Origin of the sequence: Flavobacterium piscis, assembly GCF_001686925.1 — a bacterium.
In the GTDB taxonomy this organism is placed as follows: Bacteria; Bacteroidota; Bacteroidia; order Flavobacteriales; family Flavobacteriaceae; genus Flavobacterium; species Flavobacterium piscis.
Map to the genome: position 1 here is coordinate 1 of NZ_LVEN01000007.1, position 17,051 is coordinate 17,051.

The following is a 17,051-nucleotide window of genomic DNA, read 5'->3' on the forward strand; positions in this document are numbered from 1 at the left end:
GAAGTTTGACATTGACATTGATTTTTGACATTGAAATTGATTTTTGAAATTGACATTGAATTTGATATTTAAAAGCCCGTTCTTTGTAGTTCAATTTTTCCCTATGAATTCATCACTTTTTTATGGCGTTTTACAAAAACGATTTCCTTTTGCACCCACTTATAAACAGGACATTTTTTTTCAGAAAATAGCTATTTTTCTAACAGACACGCATAACGATACGATTTTTGTCTTGAAAGGATATGCAGGAACCGGAAAAACAACCGTGATCTCGACAATCGTAAACAATCTGGGAGATATTAATAAAAAGTTTGTTTTGCTGGCGCCAACAGGTCGTGCGGCAAAAGTGATTGCCAATTATTCGAATACACCCGCGTTTACAATTCATAAAAAAATATATTTTCCTAAAAAATCTGCTGGCGGAGGCGTGGCTTTTACCAAGCAGGTAAACAAACATAAAAACACCATTTTTATCGTCGATGAGGCTTCGATGATTTCAGACAGCAATTCAGATTCGAAATTGTACGATAACGGATCACTTCTGGATGATTTAATTCAGTATGTATATTCCGGAATCAATTGCAAAATGATTCTTTTGGGAGATACAGCGCAGTTGCCACCGGTGAATTTAGATATAAGTCCCGCGCTTGATGTGCAAACTCTGGCTGTGCATTATGATAAGGAAATCGAACATATCGAACTCGACGAAGTAATGCGTCAGGAAGAGAGTTCCGGGATTTTGTACAATGCGACAGAACTGCGTGAATTACTGAAAGATACTTTTATCACTGAGTTTAAATTTGATGTAAAAAGATTTAAAGATATTATTCGTCTTACCGATGGTTATGATATTCAGGATGCGATAAACTCGGCTTACAGTAATTATAGTATAGAGGATACCGCATTTATTGTTCGTTCGAATAAAAGAGCGAATCAATACAACGAACAAATCAGAACGAGGATTTTATTTAAAGAAAGCGAACTTTCGGTTGGGGATTTCCTGATGGTGGTAAAGAATAATTATTTCTGGCTAAAAGAAACGGATGAAGCCGGATTTATTGCCAACGGAGATATTATTGAAGTTTTGGAACTCTTCGGAATCAAGGAATTATACGGTTTTAATTTTGCGAAAGTAAAAATTAGAATGGTCGATTATCCGGATCAGAAACCTTTTGAAACGGTATTGTTGTTAGATACCATTAAAAGTGAATCTCCGTCTTTAACCTACGAAGAATCAAATCGTTTGTACGAAGAAGTGATGAAAGATTACGAAAGTGAAAGTACTAAATACAAGAAGTTCCAAAAAGTAAAAGAGAACGAGTATTTCAACGGATTACAAGTAAAATTCTCCTATGCGATTACGTGTCACAAATCGCAAGGTGGGCAATGGAATACCGTATTTATAGAACAACCTTACCTGCCAAACGGAATCGATCGTGATTACATTAGATGGTTGTATACCGCTATGACACGTGCCAAAAATAAATTATATTTGATAGGATTTAAAGACGAAAGTTTTGAAGAGTAGTTTTTTTTGCCACGAATTTCACGAATGAGCACGAATTTTCTTTTTATTAAATTCGTTAAAATTGCCTAATAAATAAGTACAACTAGAAAAATTGCCGCAAAGAATTAATTAGTGAAAATTAGTGAAATTCGTCGCAAAAAATCTAAATATAATGACAACACTAAACGACTTACATTCGATTTCATCAACGTTTTCGAATACAGATAAAATGCCGGTTTTGTTTTTAGGACACGGCAGCCCGATGAATGCTATTGAAGAAAATCAGTTTGTAGCTGGTTTTCGAGATTTGGCTAAAACATTGCCACAGCCCAATGCTATTTTATGTGTTTCTGCGCATTGGTTTACCAATGGAACCAAAGTTACTTCAATGCAAATGCCGAGAACAATCCATGATTTTGGAGGTTTTCCTCAAGCGCTTTTTGATGTGCAATATCCTGCGAAAGGAAGTCCTGAACTGGCTGTTGAAACTAAGAAAATATTAGAACCCGTAAATGTAGATTTAGACGAACATTGGGGTTTAGATCATGGCGCCTGGAGTGTCATTAAACACTTATATCCTGAGGCAAATGTTCCTGTAATTCAGTTAAGTATTGATTATACTAAATCGGGGCAATATCATTTTGAGTTGGCTCAGAAATTACAATCTTTACGTCGTAAAGGAGTTTTAATTATTGGCAGCGGAAATATCGTTCACAATCTCCGTTTGGTTGATTTCAGAAATTTTGACAAGGACAATTACGGTTTCGATTGGGCGATTGAAGCGCGCGAAACCATTAATAATTATTTGCTTGACGAGAATTTTCAACCTTTAATTGATTTCGAAAAAATGAATAAGGCGATACAATTGGCGATTCCAACGCCGGATCATTATTTGCCTTTATTATATACTTTAGGTTTAAAAGAAAAATCAGAAGAACTGAGTTTATTCAACGATAAATTGTTGGCCGGTTCTTTGAGTATGACATCAGTAAAAATTATGTAACATACTTAAATAAACTCTGCGAATCTCTGTGAAAATCTTTGTGGATCTCTGTGGTAAAATATAACGCAAAGTAGCACAAAGATTTTCACAGAGATTCACGAAGAAGAAAAAAAATAAATTTAAAAATATTAGGATGAAAATAATAGCTGTAATTCCGGCGCGATATGCATCAACACGTTTTCCTGCTAAACTCATGCAGGATTTGGGAGGGAAAACCGTAATTCTAAGAACTTACGAAGCAGCGGTTGCCACAAAATTGTTTGATGACGTATTTGTAGTAACCGACTCGGATTTGATTTTTGATGAAATTGTTTCGCATGGTGGAAAAGCCATCATGAGTATCAAAGAACACGAATCAGGCAGTGATCGTATTGCTGAAGCTATTTTTAGCCTTGATGTTGATATTGTTGTGAATGTTCAGGGTGACGAACCTTTTACAGAAGCTGGGCCATTAGAACAGGTTTTATCAGTCTTTAAAGATGATGAAGATCATAAAGTTGATTTGGCTTCGCTAATGCGTGAGATCACAGATGAAGACGAAATCAATAACCCGAATAATGTAAAAGTTGTAGTAGATCAATCGCAGTTTGCGCTGTATTTTTCAAGATCTGTAATTCCGTATCCGAGGGATAAGGATGTTGGTGTTCGTTATTTTCAGCACATCGGGATTTATGCTTTTAGAAAACAGGCTTTATTAGATTTTTACAGCCTTCCTATGAAGTCTTTAGAAGCATCTGAGAAACTGGAACAACTTCGTTATTTAGAATTCGGAAAACGTATTAAAATGGTTGAGACAACTCATGTTGGAATTGGAATTGATACTGCTGAGGATTTAGAAAAGGCTCGTGCTATCTTAGCTTTGAAATAAACTGCGACATGGCACACGGATGACACGGATTCGCTTGCGCGAAAGCACGGATTTACGCGGATTTTTGTCATTGCGAGGAACGAAGCAATCTCATTTGCTGAATTACTTTATGTTTTGATAGTGTGTCATGCTGAGCGAAGTCGAAGCCCTCGTTTCAATTGGTGCGCCTTCGACTTCGTTAAGGATGACAAACGAGATGTTAAAACTAAATTATCTTAAGAAAAAAGAGTTTCCTAGCGGGAAATAGCTCCTAAATAAAAATCCAATTACAAATATTAAATTACAATTTTTGCGTAATCTTGTTATTTCGAGGAACGAGAAATCACACTAGGAACTTGATAAAGATTGGTAATTTTCTTTACGGAATTTCGAGTGTGATTTCTCGTTCCTCGAAATGACAAAAATGAATAAAAAAAGCTCCAAATCAATAAGATTGGAGCTTTTTTTTAAATATATAAATCTAAATTTATTGATACAAATTTGGATATTTCGAAGGATTAACTTCATTCATCAAAGTATATACTTTCTCGAAAATATCTTCGGCAGAAGGTTTTGAGAAATAATCACCATCAGTTCCGTAAGCTGGTCTGTGTGCTTTTGCAGTCAGCGTTTGCGGTTTACTGTCTAAGTGAATGTACGCATCTTGTTCTTCCAGAATTTGTTGCAGGATGTAAGCCGAAGCTCCACCAGGAACATCTTCGTCGATTACTAAAAGACGATTTGTTTTAGCGATACTTTTTACAATATCTTTATTGATATCAAACGGAAGTAAGGACTGAATGTCGATTACTTCACAATCGATTCCTAATTCCAGAAGTTCGTTTGCGGCTTGTTCGACCAATCTTAAAGTCGATCCGTATGAAACTAATGTAATGTCAGCACCTTCTTTTAGGGTTTCAACTACACCAATCGGTGTTTTGAATTCACCAAAATTCAAAGGTGTTTTTTCTTTTAATCGGTAACCATTCAAACATTCGATTACAAGAGCCGGTTCGTCAGTTTCTAAAAGAGCGTTGTAAAAACCTGCTGCTTGTGTCATGTTTCTTGGTACGAGAACGTGAATACCACGAACGGCGTTGATAATCATTCCCATTGGAGAACCAGAATGCCAGATTCCTTCCAGACGATGTCCGCGGGTTCTGATAATCAGTGGTGCTTTTTGTTTACCAACAGTTCTGTATTGTAATGTCGCCAAATCATCGCTCATGATTTGAATTGCGTATAGTAAATAATCTAAATACTGAATTTCTGCAATTGGGCGTAAACCTCTTAAAGCCATCCCGATTCCTTGTCCAATAATGGTAGCTTCACGAATACCAACATCGGCAACACGAAGTTCTCCGTATTTTTCCTGCATTCCTTCAAGGCCTTGGTTTACATCGCCAATGTTTCCTACGTCTTCACCAAAGATTAGTGTTTCAGGATATTTGGTAAACAAAGCATCAAAGTTATCACGAAGGATCATTCGTCCATCCAGGTCAGCTTTTGCATTATCAGCATATTCAGGAAGTACTTTTTCTACAGAAAAAACATTTTTATCTGAATCTGAATGCAAATGGCTGCTGAATCTTGGCTGGGTAATTTCGATATAATTAGTAATCCAGTTAGATAATAAAACTTTGCTGTTTGGAATTTCTATAAAACGCAATATTTTTCTGGCGATTACCAGCATTTCCTTTTTTAAAGGCGATTTGATAACGCTTAATTCAGAAATGTATTTTTGTATTTTATCTTTATGGTTGATACTGGCAGCAGAAATTTGCTCCAGCAAAGCCATAAGATTTTTTTGATCTTCGATAATTGGGTTGATAAAAGAGTTCCAGGCTTCTTTTTTAGCTTCGAAAACTTCTTTTTTCAATTGGGCATCAATTTCGGCCAATTCTTCAGGCGATGCAATATTGATGGCAATCATCCATAAACGCATCTGACGAATACAATCAAAATCTTTTTCCCAAGCCAGTCTTTCGGCGTTTTTGTAACGCTCGTGAGAACCAGAAGTAGAGTGACCTTGCGGTTGTGTTAATTCGTTTACGTGAATTAAAACCGGAACGTGCTGTTCGCGGGCAATTGCAGCAGCTCTTTCGTAAGTCGAAACCAACTCTGCATAATCCCATCCTTTAACCCTGAAAATTTCGTAACCGTTTGCATCTTCGTCGCGCTGGTATCCTTTTAAGATTTCAGAGATGTTTTCTTTAGTGGTTTGATGTCTTGCGTGAACCGAGATTCCGTACTCATCATCCCAAACACTCATTACCATTGGTACCTGCAAAACTCCGGCAGCATTTATGGTTTCGAAAAATAAACCTTCAGAAGTACTTGCGTTTCCTATAGTTCCCCAGGCTATTTCGTTTCCGTTTACAGAGAATTTGTCTTTGGTTTTAATACCTTCAACATTTCTGTAAATTTTAGATGCCTGGGCCAATCCCAATAATCTTGGCATTTGTCCTGCTGTAGGCGATATATCTGCGCTTGAATTTTTTTGTTTTGTTAAGTCTTTCCAGGATCCGTCTTCGTTTAAACTGTGCGTTACAAAGTGTCCGCCCATTTGTCTTCCGGCAGACATTGGATCAAAATTTAAATCAGTATGACCATATAAACCTGCGAAAAATTGTTTTGGAGTCAGTTCTCCAATAGCCATCATAAAAGTTTGATCGCGATAGTATCCGGAACGAAAATCTCCGTTTTGAAAAGATTTTGCCATAGCAAGCTGTGGAACTTCTTTTCCGTCGCCAAATATTCCAAACTTGGCTTTTCCTGTCAATACTTCTTTACGACCTAAAAGGCTACATTCGCGGCTGGTTACTGCAATTCTGTAGTCATTCAATACCTCAGTTTTGAAATCTTCAAATGTTAATGTAGTATTGCTTTTTTCTTTTATCATAATCTTGAGGGGTCATGTTAGACTGCGAAATTACTTAAAAACAATCAATAATCATAATTCTTTAAAATAAATATAATTTAATTATTTGTATTTAAAATCAAAAAACTACGTATTTTTTTTGGGTTATTTTTATAATAAAATGTAATTTATTGATAATATCGCATGTTTTTCTTTAAAATTTATTCAATTAAAACCATTTTCTAGTAAAAAGATTAACTAATGTTTTTGGCGAAAGTGTGATAACGAATCGTATTTTTTCATTGTATTTGTTTTGAGAAATTTCCCATCCGTTATTTGAATAAACAGGAAAGTAAAGTTCAAAATAATCAGGAACAAGATTTAAACGAATTCCGCTATCATAAACAAAATTCTCACTTTGATGTTTGCTTTTCATAAAACCGATATCGCCGTAAACCTCAATCCAGTTCCAAATCGAGTAACTGGCGTTTAGTGCCGTCATCCATTGATTGGCGTAGGCTGGCGCTAGTTTTGACTTAAAACCACCTTCGGCCATAACATATTGCTGACTAAAAAATCCGGTGCTTTCTGATCGTCCGTAAAAATTATAATCGAACATATAATCTGTTGGGCGGTCTAAACCAAAACTAAAATAATCTGAATTTGTTGTGTTGTATAAAAAACTTCCGGCGTACAATCTCAAATTCAGTTTGTGATTGTTTTCGAATAATCTTCGATATTCAACTTCTCCGGCAATTTTTCCAAAGTTTCCACCAAACTGAATATCGGTCATAAAATTAAAGTGATCGATTAATTCGGTTTTGGTATTTGAATACCGGGCATTAAAAACAGAATAATTGGGTTCAGAATTATCTGTTATGTACTGACTTGCTTCACGTTTTACAATGACTTGTCGAAACGTAAAAAGTTGTTTTCTGTTATCTCTAAAATTCTCTTCCCGAATTCTAAACTGAACCATCGGATTCAATCTTAAATAGGTTGCATCAGGCGCATAATGAAAATAATTTTGACTCACAGAATATCTAACATTATAGAGTGTACTGTTTCTGTAATATTGATTGTATACAAATGCTGACGAACCTGAAATTGTTCCGGCTTTAATAGAGTAAGCGGGATTAATATCAAAAGTAAAAGGTTTATCGAGAATAGTTTTGTTATGAAAACGTATTCCGGGCGTAAAACCATCATACAGATTGTAAGTAAGTGTTGGGATGTACAAAATCTGGTTGTAATACGGATCTTCAAGATCTTTGGCAAAATTAAACTTGATGGGACGATTTGTTATCACTACACTTTTTAATGATTTCCAGTTGTTCCTTTGGTTGTATTCCGGAACTTCATTATCGTAGTTTAAGACAATTTTATCCGCATTTTTGCGGTCTACTTCATAAATAGAATCGGTGTTTTTAGGTTCAATCCATTTTTTAAAAACGACTTCATTTTTCTTAAGTCCGTAAACCGGAATAGGAACAAAATTGTTGGTTTTATTTTTGATCTGAAACTGAACGCTGTCTTTTGTTCTGTAAACATTAGAAAATTTGTAATCGATAATATCTCTCGAATCAATAATTGTATTAAAAAACCAATCGATATTTTTACGGCTGTTTTTGGTTAATATTTTTTCGAAGTTGTAGCGATTCGTTTGTTCTGTTTTATTAAGGTTATAAAATTCCTGTACGCTTTCGGGAACAATATCATGATCCAGATAATCATCTAAATAACTCAGGCTTAATCCCGCACGATATTTACTGGCAATTTGTTCGTTGAATTTTATTAAAGTATTCTTTGGATCTCCAAGCGGCTGGTCAAGGTTTTTGCGAGCCATCAGCATATAATAATAGCTGTATTGCTCATTGAAAGTAAGATTGGTAATGTTGTAACTTTTAAAGAGTTTCATTTTAGAAAGTCTTCCAAGCATCTTTTGATCCAAATGATTTTCCTCCATATATTTCATCATGGCGTAAATCTGAATCCCGTCATACACCCAATTGTCTTTTCGGGGATCTAAGCGTAAACTATTCTTTAAATAATTATTCAGATAGGTTTTTAAGAACGTAATTTCAAATATAAAATCATCAGAAAACGGACTAATAAATGACGGTAACTGATTCAGTCCATAAAACGGATTTCGATCATAATCTACCTGCGAAACGGTAATTTTTTTATGCGGATATTTCCCTATAAAAGCACTGGCAAAATTCACTACTCTATTAATAATAATAGCTTTCTGAATTTCGCTAAGTTTTTTGTTTTTAAGATCACTTAGCACTTCCAGAGAACCATTGTCATAACTTGCAAAACTATTTTGTTTTTCGATAAACAAATTAAAATCAGTTCTGTTATTTCCGGAATAGGAGTAGGTTTTAAAAAGCGAATTCGTAGCATCTTCTGATACCGAATTCAAATCGGTAGTAATCGCGTATTGGTTTGGGATTTTTATAGCAATTTCATAATCAACGCCTGCATTTGCAATGTCGTCCAGATTATAATTGTTAGATTTCGTAAAACGATGATTTTCAAATCGCGCCGGGCTCAGGAACCAGTTTTTTAAGTTCATCCCGCCATTTTGATCAAAGCCATAACGGGTGAATTTATCACTCGGAATTTTTGAAATATAAACCAGATGCAAATCGATTTTCTCACCAGGATATAATTTTCGATTCAGCTTTACAACCACAAAATCAGGATTCTTTTCCGTTCTTTCCCATTCAAGTGCCCTATTATCTGAATCTGTCAAATTCAAAATCGTAGTATTTCCTCTTTCTGCAGCTTTTGCCAGATGAAAACCGCGATAAAATTCATCCGAAAATCTTTTGGCTAATGGCGTATTCTTTCCAGAGAATGCATTGTTCCAATCGTTTAAAACAATCGAAATCAAAGAATCGTTAGACGTGTTGTAGTAAGTAATATCCTGTTTTACGTTCAGTGTTTTAAGCTCGAGATTAACCGCCACCTCCATCTTAGACTGATGTTGTGCATATTGTTTTAATGAGCTCATTAAGACAAAAACGAAGAATATAACTTTATATAATAGTTTCAATGATGGCCTAGGATAATTAATATATAACTTAAGTTACGAGTGTTCAGTTGTTTTGGTTTTTTGTAAAAATAACATAAAAAAAGCTGTTAAAAAAAACAGCTTTAATTTTTTGTAAGATTTTATGATTATTTAACCATTAAGTGATATAAGAAAATTTAAGGTTAATACTTTATGCGGCATTTTTAAATGAACTTATATCACTTATATGGTTAAAAAAATATTAGAAATTAGGACTTAAATCGTATTTCTTGTAGAATTTATCTAATACATCAACTACTTCATCTTCAGTGTCAACGATCTTAAATAAGTTCAAATCTTCGGGACTAACGGTATGCATTTTTTCTACTAAAACCGTTTTTACCCATTCGATCAATCCTGACCAGAATTCAACGCCAACTAATATAATTGGGAATTTACCAATTTTTTTGGTTTGAATTAAGGTAATCGCTTCAAACATTTCATCAAGAGTTCCAAAACCTCCTGGCATTACCACAAAACCTTGTGAATATTTTACGAACATTACTTTTCTCACAAAGAAATAATCGAAATTCAGGTTTTTATCGTGATCGATATAAGGGTTAAAGTGTTGTTCAAAAGGCAATTCGATATTTAATCCAACCGAAATTCCGCCTCCTAAATGCGCACCTTTATTACCAGCTTCCATGATTCCCGGGCCACCTCCTGTGATCACACCGTAACCAGCTTTACTGATTTTGTAAGCAATTTTTTCTGCCAATAAATAGTATTTATCATCTGGTTTCGTTCTCGCCGAACCAAAAATAGATACACAAGGACCAATACGTCCCATGCTTTCGTAACCGTTTACAAACTCGGCCATGATTTTAAAAATCGCCCAGCTATCGTTTGTTCTAATTTCATTCCAGGTTTTTTGTTTCAAACGGTCCTGAATTACTTTGTCCTCATCATTATCAAAATCTTCTAATCTCATTTTAGGTATTTTAATTATTTATATTTTTATTTTTAGCTGTGTCGTTTTTAAATTTTTATCCTGAGCGTAGTCGAAGGAGAAGGAGCTATTTCCTGCTGTCCACTGTATCTTTTATGGTGAACCCCACCATAAAAGGATGCCGCTCCCATCAGGGCTAGGGCACCAGTTTTCAATTGAAAGATTGTTTTATAAAAAAAAAAATCTTTCATTTAATACGTTTGTTCTTCAATTGACTTAGTAATGTTGCTTTTAACTTTTCCGGTATGTTCTGTAGTTTTCGATTCAATCAGCATTATAGCACATTCCTCAACTGAAGAAACCCTGTGATTTACGCCTTTTTTTACAACGAATAAATCACCTTTTTTCATTATAAATGAAGGTTTATTTTCAATTTCCATTAAAAGTTCACCGTCAACGATGTAAAATAATTCGTCTTCATTCTCGTGATTGTGCCAGGGAACTTCATCGCCTTTTATTTTAGCCACTTTAATATATTGATCGTTTACTTCGTCAATTATTTTGGGCGAAAAATAATTGTCAACGTTACCGAACTTTTCTTTTAGATTCATAGATTTTATATTAGTCTTTGCCAAAATCAATTTTTTTTTCAAAAACGGCTAGCTAAATTAAGTCTTTTTTTGAGAATTGCGACAGAAAACATGAATTATAATCTAAAAGTAATATTGAAATAATAGTATATTTTATTATGTTAATTCATAATCAGGTAATTAAAACAAAAAAGATTTAAAGAGATAATAAAATTAGGTTTATTTTATATTTACAATTGTTATCGTTCGATAAGTGTCGCAATATGTGTTTTTGGGTTTATCATTTCTTTTTCCTGGAATTTCTACCTGATCAAATGACTCAATTAGACGATCAATTTCATCTTTTATAACTTTATTTGGAGCTATAGAATTTACACGAGTAATTTTTCCATCAGTATTAATTAAGAAACGTGGTCTAATAATTATTTCACCTCTTAGGTTCTGATTGCTAATGTTCTTTAGTGAAATATTATCTAAAATATATTTATATAATTTGTCATAAAGACAATGATTTAGTTCCGAATTTACCTTCGCATTTTCACAGCCTTTTATAACCGGTAATTGATCCACTACTGGAAATGTACTTGCTTTTATAATGGTTTTTTTATCTTCTTTGGCAAACAATTGTATACTTATCTTTCCAAGCTTGTCACTTTCTTTCAGGACTAATTTTTCTAATGGATATTTTTTAAAAACTTCGATAACTTTTCTATCTAATTCTTTATTTCCAGTATTGATACGAAAATTAGTGGCTTTGTTTTTTTTATTAATTTCAAAAGTTAATCGAATAGAATAATTATATTTATTATTTGAAATATCCTTATATAAATAAGAAGATTTAATTGTAGAAAAGTTAATCTTTTTTAAAAGGTTTGTTTCCAGGTATATTTTAAAATAATCGGCTAAAGGACTATTCTCACTTGGTTGCGCTAAAGATTGAAATGTATTATTTTCATTAATATATTCGTTCTCAGTTTCTTTTTTCGTATAGTAGGGATTATCTGATTCTCTTTCCAGCATATCTTTAATTCGCTTACGAACTACTTTATTAAGACTGTCTTTTTGTGTTTGTGAGTAATTCGTTGTTGAGAATAATATTAGAATAAACAATAAAATTGACTTCATAATAATTTTAAATTTTTAAGCTAAAATATAAAATTATTACTGTTAATTTTAAAATTGAATACATGTTTATCAAAGTTTAAAACCAAGACTGTAAGGAACTTTTATTTTTTTTAGAGGAGCTTCTCGATCAGTTTACAACCAATTAGCCTGAATTCACAAAACCCATTGATAAACAGAGTGTTTTCTTAGATTTATAACATAAAGTTTTAGGCATTAAATACTTTCATTTAATGCACTGGATCGTACATATTACAACGAGATTTTCGAATTGAATAGCCTCCAGCTTTAGCTGGAGATTAAAACGGATTACATTAAATTGGAGGCTTTAGCCAAATAAGCTGATCTTTCAGAAATTTGGCTAAAGCCTTTTTTTGCTTTCTATTTTGACCTCCAGCTAAAGCTGGAGGCTATTCAATTTACAAATAGAAATCCTAAACAATTGTTTATCAATGTGTTTTCAGGTAATAGTATTCAAAAAAATGAAGTTTTAAAGTTCCTTACACTCTTGATTTAAAACTTTGACAAAGATGAAAAGTTACTCCAATTCCTTTTTCAAAAACTTCGCCGTATAGCTTTTTTTATTTTTCGCTACTTCTTCCGGAGTTCCTTTAGCGATCAATTGTCCACCGCCTTTTCCGCCTTCAGGACCAATATCAATAATATAATCAGCAAGTTTGATAACGTCCATATTATGTTCGATAACCAGAATTGTATTTCCTTTATCAACCAGTTTATTAATTACATCCATTAAAACGCGAATGTCTTCAAAATGCAAACCAGTTGTAGGTTCGTCTAAGATATAAAACGTATTTCCAGTATCTTTTTTAGACAATTCTCCGGCTAATTTGATACGTTGCGCTTCACCACCCGAAAGTGTTGTACTTTGCTGTCCAAGTGTAATATATCCTAAACCAACATCCTGAATGGTTTTTACTTTACGGTAAATCTTCGGGATGTTTTCAAAAAAGGGAACGGCTTCATCAACCGTCATATTCAATACATCCGAAATTGATTTTCCTTTGTATCGAATCTCTAAAGTTTCTCTATTGAAACGTTTTCCCTGACAGGTTTCACATTCTACGTAAACATCCGGTAAAAAGTTCATTTCTATGGTTCTTACACCGGAACCTTCGCAGGTTTCGCAACGTCCGCCTTTTACATTAAAACTAAAACGTCCTGCTTTGTAACCACGAATCATACTTTCAGAAGTCATGGTAAACAAGTTTCTGATCTCGGTAAAAACCTCGGTATAAGTTGCCGGGTTCGAACGTGGCGTTCTCCCAATCGGACTTTGATCAATATCAATTACTTTGTCAATATGTTCTAAACCTTCAATTTTCTTGTAAGGTTGTGGTTTTTTTACACCATTAAAATAATAAGCATTTAAAATAGGGTAGAGCGTCTCGTTTATTAAAGTCGATTTTCCACTACCTGAAACTCCCGTAACGCAAATCAATTGTCCTAAAGGCAATTCGATTGAAACATTTTTAAGATTGTTTCCGGTTGCTCCGGTTAATTTTAAAAACTTTCCGTTTCCTTTGCGACGCTCTTTCGGAATTTCCAATTTCATTTTACCGTTCAAATATTGAGCAGTAATTGTATCTGATTTTAAAGTTTCAGCAGGAGTTCCAATGCTAATGATTTCTCCTCCATATTTACCTGCTTTTGGACCAATATCAATAACATAATCAGCGCGTTCGATCATGTCTTTATCGTGTTCAACGACAATAACTGAGTTTCCTATATCTCGTAATTGCTCTAAGGAATGAATTAGTTTTTCATTGTCTCTTTGGTGCAAACCAATACTTGGCTCGTCCAGAATATATAAAACACCAACCAATTGCGAACCAATTTGAGTTGCAAGACGAATACGTTGTGCTTCACCACCTGAAAGTGATTTTGAACTTCGGCTTAAAGCCAAATAATTCAAACCAACATTCATAAGGAAATTCAAACGGTCTTTGATTTCTTTTACTACTTCTGAAGCGATCAAAAGTTGTTTGTCTGATAAATGTTTGTTTAAATCCTGAAACCAAACAGTCAGATCAGAGATATCCATATCGCATAATTCAACGATATTTTTTCCGTTTATTTTAAAAAATAAAGCTTCTTTTTTCAAACGCGAACCATCACAAACCGGACAATTTATTTCATCCATGAAATCTTTTGCCCAACGTTTTATAGTGGTTGAAGATGTTTCGTCAAATTGATTTTTGATGAAATGTGAGATTCCTTCAAAATCTATTTTGTAATCGCGTGTAACTCCTAAATCTTTAGAATTGACAACGAATTTATCTTTTCCACCATGCAAAATCATGGTCATGGCTTCTTCCGGAATTTTCTCAATCGGGTCTGTTATCTTGAAACTGAATTTCTCTCCAATAACTTCCAATTGCTTAAAAATCCACGATGATTTATATTCGCCAAGCGGAGCAAAACCTCCCGCTTTAATTGATAATTTCGGATTCGGAATAATCTTTTTTACGTTGATTTCGTGAACTGTTCCTAATCCGTTACAATGCGGGCAGGCTCCTTTTGGAGAGTTGAACGAGAATAAATTAGGTTCCGGGTTTTGGTACGAAATTCCGGTTGTAGGACACATTAAATTTCTACTGAAATAACGAACTTCATTCGTATCCTGATCTAAAATCATCAAAACATTTTCGCCATGATGCATAGCTGTATTGATACTTTCAGACAAACGTTTTTGATTGTCTTCGGTATCTTCGATCAACATTCTGTCGACTACAATTTCGATATCGTGCGTTTTATAACGATCCAGTTTCATTCCTGAAACCAAATCCTGAACTTCGCCGTTTACACGAACTTTAAGGAAACCTTGTTTTGTAATTTGCTGGAATAACTCTGCATAATGACCTTTTCTGGCTCTAATAATAGGAGCGAGAATATTGATGCGTTTTCCTTTAAAATCCTGAATAATTAAGTCTTTAATTTGTTCATCAGAATACGAAACCATTTTTTCGCCGGTGTTGTAACTATAAGCGTCGGCACCACGAGCGTAAAGAAGTCTCAGGAAATCGTATATTTCTGTAATTGTCCCCACCGTAGAACGCGGACTTTTACTGGTTGTTTTTTGTTCGATCGCAATTACTGGCGAAAGGCCATCGATTTTATCAACATCCGGACGTTCTAGACCGCCAAGAAACTGCCTGGCATAAGCGGAAAAAGTCTCCACATAACGACGTTGTCCCTCGGCATAAATGGTATCAAACGCCAAAGACGATTTTCCCGAACCTGATAAACCGGTAATAACCACCAGTTTTTCACGCGGAATAGAAATGTCTATATTTTTTAGATTATGAACTCTTGCACCAAGAACTTCAATAGTATTGTCTTTTTCTAACATAATTTTGAGCAAAACGCAAAGTTACCACTTTGATTTGTTCTTTTTGTGCTCGATAGCAAAACTTTATGTTACAATTAGTAACAAAATAACGCTAACCGAAGTTAGCGTTTTATGTATTTAGTTAAGATTTTTATTGGTTATTCCATTCCTAATCCCAGAGCCTGAAGAATCCCTACAATCCACATTATAGGTTTCCAAAGAAAAATAAAACCTATTATTGACAGTATTGACAATGCAGACCAAAACCAGAAACCACCGTCATGTGTAAAAATAGGAAACCACTCATTCATTAACATATAAATTCCAAATGGGATTGCTGCTAAAACAAATAAAACCCAAACGATGCATTTTATAATAAAAACAATAATATCTAATAATAATTGAAATAACATAATTTTATAGTTGTTGTGACTTTCGTCAGATTAAAAAATATTTTTTTTAGAAAAGAGTAAGTGAATTAATTTTTTGAATCAGTTCGGGATGTTTCATCTTCTAGAGCGAGTAGTAGTCCTGTTACTAATAGTGAGAGACCTGCACCAATAATACCTCCCGTTTTTTGGTTCTTGTTTAAATGATTTGCAATTGCCATTCCTGTGGAAGCTCCTGAAGTTAAAATGGCACTTAGATTAGTAAAGTCCATTTCTGTGTTTTGTTGTTTGAAAAGATTTTTCATGATACTTGTTTTAAATTCGAATACGAAATTATAATCCGAAACTGTCAATTGTTGTCAGTATAAAATAAAATTAAAAACAATGTAGACTGACAGTATTTGTCAGCTTGGTTTTTTATTTTTGGACTATGAAAAATAGAGAAAAGCCGACTTTGAATAACTCTCAAGTTTATCAAACCAAACAATTAGTAGAAATTCTGAAGAAGTCTCCTTTTGAGAGTATGGGAAATTTAATTAATTATATCAGCCCTAACAGAGAGAATAAAATAAGTGAGCGTACTTTTCATCGAATAAAAGCAACTTTAAGAGATGATTATGGTATTGTAGTTAAATATTCGAGAGCTAATGAGGGATTTTATTTAGATGAAGAAAAGTCGATTAATATTGAATCGTTTTTAAGTCATATGGAAATTCTGGCTACCGGTGAACAGATTTCCCATAATCTAAATGGTAATAATAATTCTTTATCATTTATTGAATTTGAAAATAGATCTGCAATAGAGGTAATTCCTAATTTTAAATCTGTTTTAGATGCAATACAACAAAATTTGCCTATTACTTTTGTACACAGTAGTTTTTATTATTATAAAGAAATAAAAGAGCAAGAATACACTTTAAATCCTTATTATTTAAAACAATATCAAAATCGTTGGTACGTGGTAGGTGAAACTCAAAAGGGCTATCGTACATTTGGTTTAGACAGAATAAAAAGTATTGAAACAGGGATTAAAAAATTCAAATCGAAAATTAATGAAGCAAAAGAAAAATTTTCTAATGTTGTCGGCCTGAATAGTATGGATCATGAATTACAAACTATAAAGCTTTCATTCCATATTTCGCAAAAACTTTATGTTCAATCATTGCCTTTGCATAGTTCCCAAAAAGAAATTAATCTCGATAATGATAAAACGTTTGATATTTCATTAAATATCCATCCTAATTTTGAGTTCAGTCAGCAAATTTTGAAATATGGCTGTTTGGTAAAAGTTTTAGAACCAAAATGGCTAGCGGATGAGATCAAGGAGGAATTAAGGAGAGGGTTTGAGAATTATTAAAGTCATAAGAACTCGGAATATACTTATTCAAGTTTTTATGACTTTATTCTATTAGCTAT

At 33.7% G+C, this 17,051-nt stretch carries 12 protein-coding genes; 4 read left to right on the forward strand and 8 right to left on the reverse strand.

What is annotated here, in order from left to right:
* Positions 1–103 precede the first annotated feature (103 nt).
* The 3 genes from FLP_RS04780 to kdsB all read left to right on the forward strand — a co-directional run bounded on the left by FLP_RS04780 (position 104) and on the right by kdsB (position 3,378).
* A complete protein-coding gene (locus FLP_RS04780; protein WP_065448384.1) occupies positions 104–1,528 on the forward strand; it encodes an ATP-dependent DNA helicase in 1,425 nt (474 codons plus the stop codon).
* A gap of 151 nt (positions 1,529–1,679) precedes the next feature.
* Positions 1,680–2,510: a 4,5-DOPA-extradiol-dioxygenase gene (ygiD, locus tag FLP_RS04785; protein ID WP_065448385.1), complete on the forward strand. Its 831-nt coding sequence runs from the start codon at positions 1,680–1,682 to the stop codon at positions 2,508–2,510.
* A gap of 133 nt (positions 2,511–2,643) precedes the next feature.
* On the forward strand, positions 2,644–3,378 hold the full coding sequence (kdsB, locus tag FLP_RS04790) for a 3-deoxy-manno-octulosonate cytidylyltransferase (protein ID WP_065448386.1): 735 nt from the start codon (positions 2,644–2,646) through the stop codon (positions 3,376–3,378).
* A 466-nt stretch (positions 3,379–3,844) separates the two neighbouring features.
* Here kdsB and FLP_RS04795 read toward each other — a convergent pair whose 3' ends face one another.
* From FLP_RS04795 to FLP_RS04830, 8 genes are all read right to left on the reverse strand, one after another.
* Positions 3,845–6,259: an alpha-ketoacid dehydrogenase subunit alpha/beta gene (locus FLP_RS04795; RefSeq protein ID WP_065448387.1), complete on the reverse strand. Its 2,415-nt coding sequence runs from the start codon at positions 6,257–6,259 to the stop codon at positions 3,845–3,847.
* Between the two features lie 187 nt (positions 6,260–6,446).
* Positions 6,447–9,197: a gluzincin family metallopeptidase gene (locus FLP_RS04800; RefSeq protein WP_065448408.1), complete on the reverse strand. Its 2,751-nt coding sequence runs from the start codon at positions 9,195–9,197 to the stop codon at positions 6,447–6,449.
* 301 nt (positions 9,198–9,498) lie between these two features.
* Positions 9,499–10,227 carry an LOG family protein gene (locus FLP_RS04805; RefSeq protein ID WP_065448388.1) on the reverse strand — a complete coding sequence of 243 codons (729 nt, stop codon included), beginning with the start codon at positions 10,225–10,227 and terminating at the stop codon, positions 9,499–9,501.
* A gap of 209 nt (positions 10,228–10,436) precedes the next feature.
* Positions 10,437–10,796 carry a cupin domain-containing protein gene (locus tag FLP_RS04810; protein ID WP_065448409.1) on the reverse strand — a complete coding sequence of 120 codons (360 nt, stop codon included), beginning with the start codon at positions 10,794–10,796 and terminating at the stop codon, positions 10,437–10,439.
* Between the two features lie 198 nt (positions 10,797–10,994).
* Positions 10,995–11,900 carry a hypothetical protein gene (locus FLP_RS04815; RefSeq protein WP_089477443.1) on the reverse strand — a complete coding sequence of 302 codons (906 nt, stop codon included), beginning with the start codon at positions 11,898–11,900 and terminating at the stop codon, positions 10,995–10,997.
* Between the two features lie 535 nt (positions 11,901–12,435).
* Entirely contained in the window at positions 12,436–15,267 is a 2,832-nt protein-coding gene (gene uvrA, locus FLP_RS04820) for an excinuclease ABC subunit UvrA (protein ID WP_065448390.1), read from the reverse strand.
* A gap of 137 nt (positions 15,268–15,404) precedes the next feature.
* The gene (locus tag FLP_RS04825; RefSeq protein ID WP_065448391.1) at positions 15,405–15,659 is read right to left on the reverse strand and encodes a hypothetical protein; all 255 of its coding nucleotides are present in this window, start codon (positions 15,657–15,659) and stop codon (positions 15,405–15,407) included.
* Between the two features lie 65 nt (positions 15,660–15,724).
* Complete coding sequence (locus FLP_RS04830; RefSeq protein ID WP_089477442.1) at positions 15,725–15,940, reverse strand: hypothetical protein; 216 nt, start codon at positions 15,938–15,940, stop codon at positions 15,725–15,727.
* A gap of 125 nt (positions 15,941–16,065) precedes the next feature.
* On the opposite strand from FLP_RS04830, the gene FLP_RS04835 reads away from it, so the two are divergent.
* Entirely contained in the window at positions 16,066–16,992 is a 927-nt protein-coding gene (locus tag FLP_RS04835; protein ID WP_065448393.1) for a helix-turn-helix transcriptional regulator, read from the forward strand.
* Positions 16,993–17,051 lie beyond the last annotated feature (59 nt).

What these genes read in the sequence shown, in the direction of transcription:
- FLP_RS04780 (WP_065448384.1), top strand. Translation starts at nt 104, where the DNA reads ATGAATTCATCACTTTTTTATGGCGTTTTACAAAAACGATTTCCTTTT.
- FLP_RS04815 (WP_089477443.1), bottom strand. Translation starts at nt 11,900, where the DNA reads ATGAAGTCAATTTTATTGTTTATTCTAATATTATTCTCAACAACGAAT.
- FLP_RS04805 (WP_065448388.1), bottom strand. Translation starts at nt 10,227, where the DNA reads ATGAGATTAGAAGATTTTGATAATGATGAGGACAAAGTAATTCAGGAC.
- FLP_RS04800 (WP_065448408.1), bottom strand. Translation starts at nt 9,197, where the DNA reads ATGGAGGTGGCGGTTAATCTCGAGCTTAAAACACTGAACGTAAAACAG.
- kdsB (WP_065448386.1), top strand. Translation starts at nt 2,644, where the DNA reads ATGAAAATAATAGCTGTAATTCCGGCGCGATATGCATCAACACGTTTT.
- FLP_RS04835 (WP_065448393.1), top strand. Translation starts at nt 16,066, where the DNA reads ATGAAAAATAGAGAAAAGCCGACTTTGAATAACTCTCAAGTTTATCAA.
- FLP_RS04830 (WP_089477442.1), bottom strand. Translation starts at nt 15,940, where the DNA reads ATGAAAAATCTTTTCAAACAACAAAACACAGAAATGGACTTTACTAAT.
- FLP_RS04810 (WP_065448409.1), bottom strand. Translation starts at nt 10,796, where the DNA reads ATGAATCTAAAAGAAAAGTTCGGTAACGTTGACAATTATTTTTCGCCC.
- FLP_RS04795 (WP_065448387.1), bottom strand. Translation starts at nt 6,259, where the DNA reads ATGATAAAAGAAAAAAGCAATACTACATTAACATTTGAAGATTTCAAA.
- ygiD (WP_065448385.1), top strand. Translation starts at nt 1,680, where the DNA reads ATGACAACACTAAACGACTTACATTCGATTTCATCAACGTTTTCGAAT.
- FLP_RS04825 (WP_065448391.1), bottom strand. Translation starts at nt 15,659, where the DNA reads ATGTTATTTCAATTATTATTAGATATTATTGTTTTTATTATAAAATGC.
- uvrA (WP_065448390.1), bottom strand. Translation starts at nt 15,267, where the DNA reads ATGTTAGAAAAAGACAATACTATTGAAGTTCTTGGTGCAAGAGTTCAT.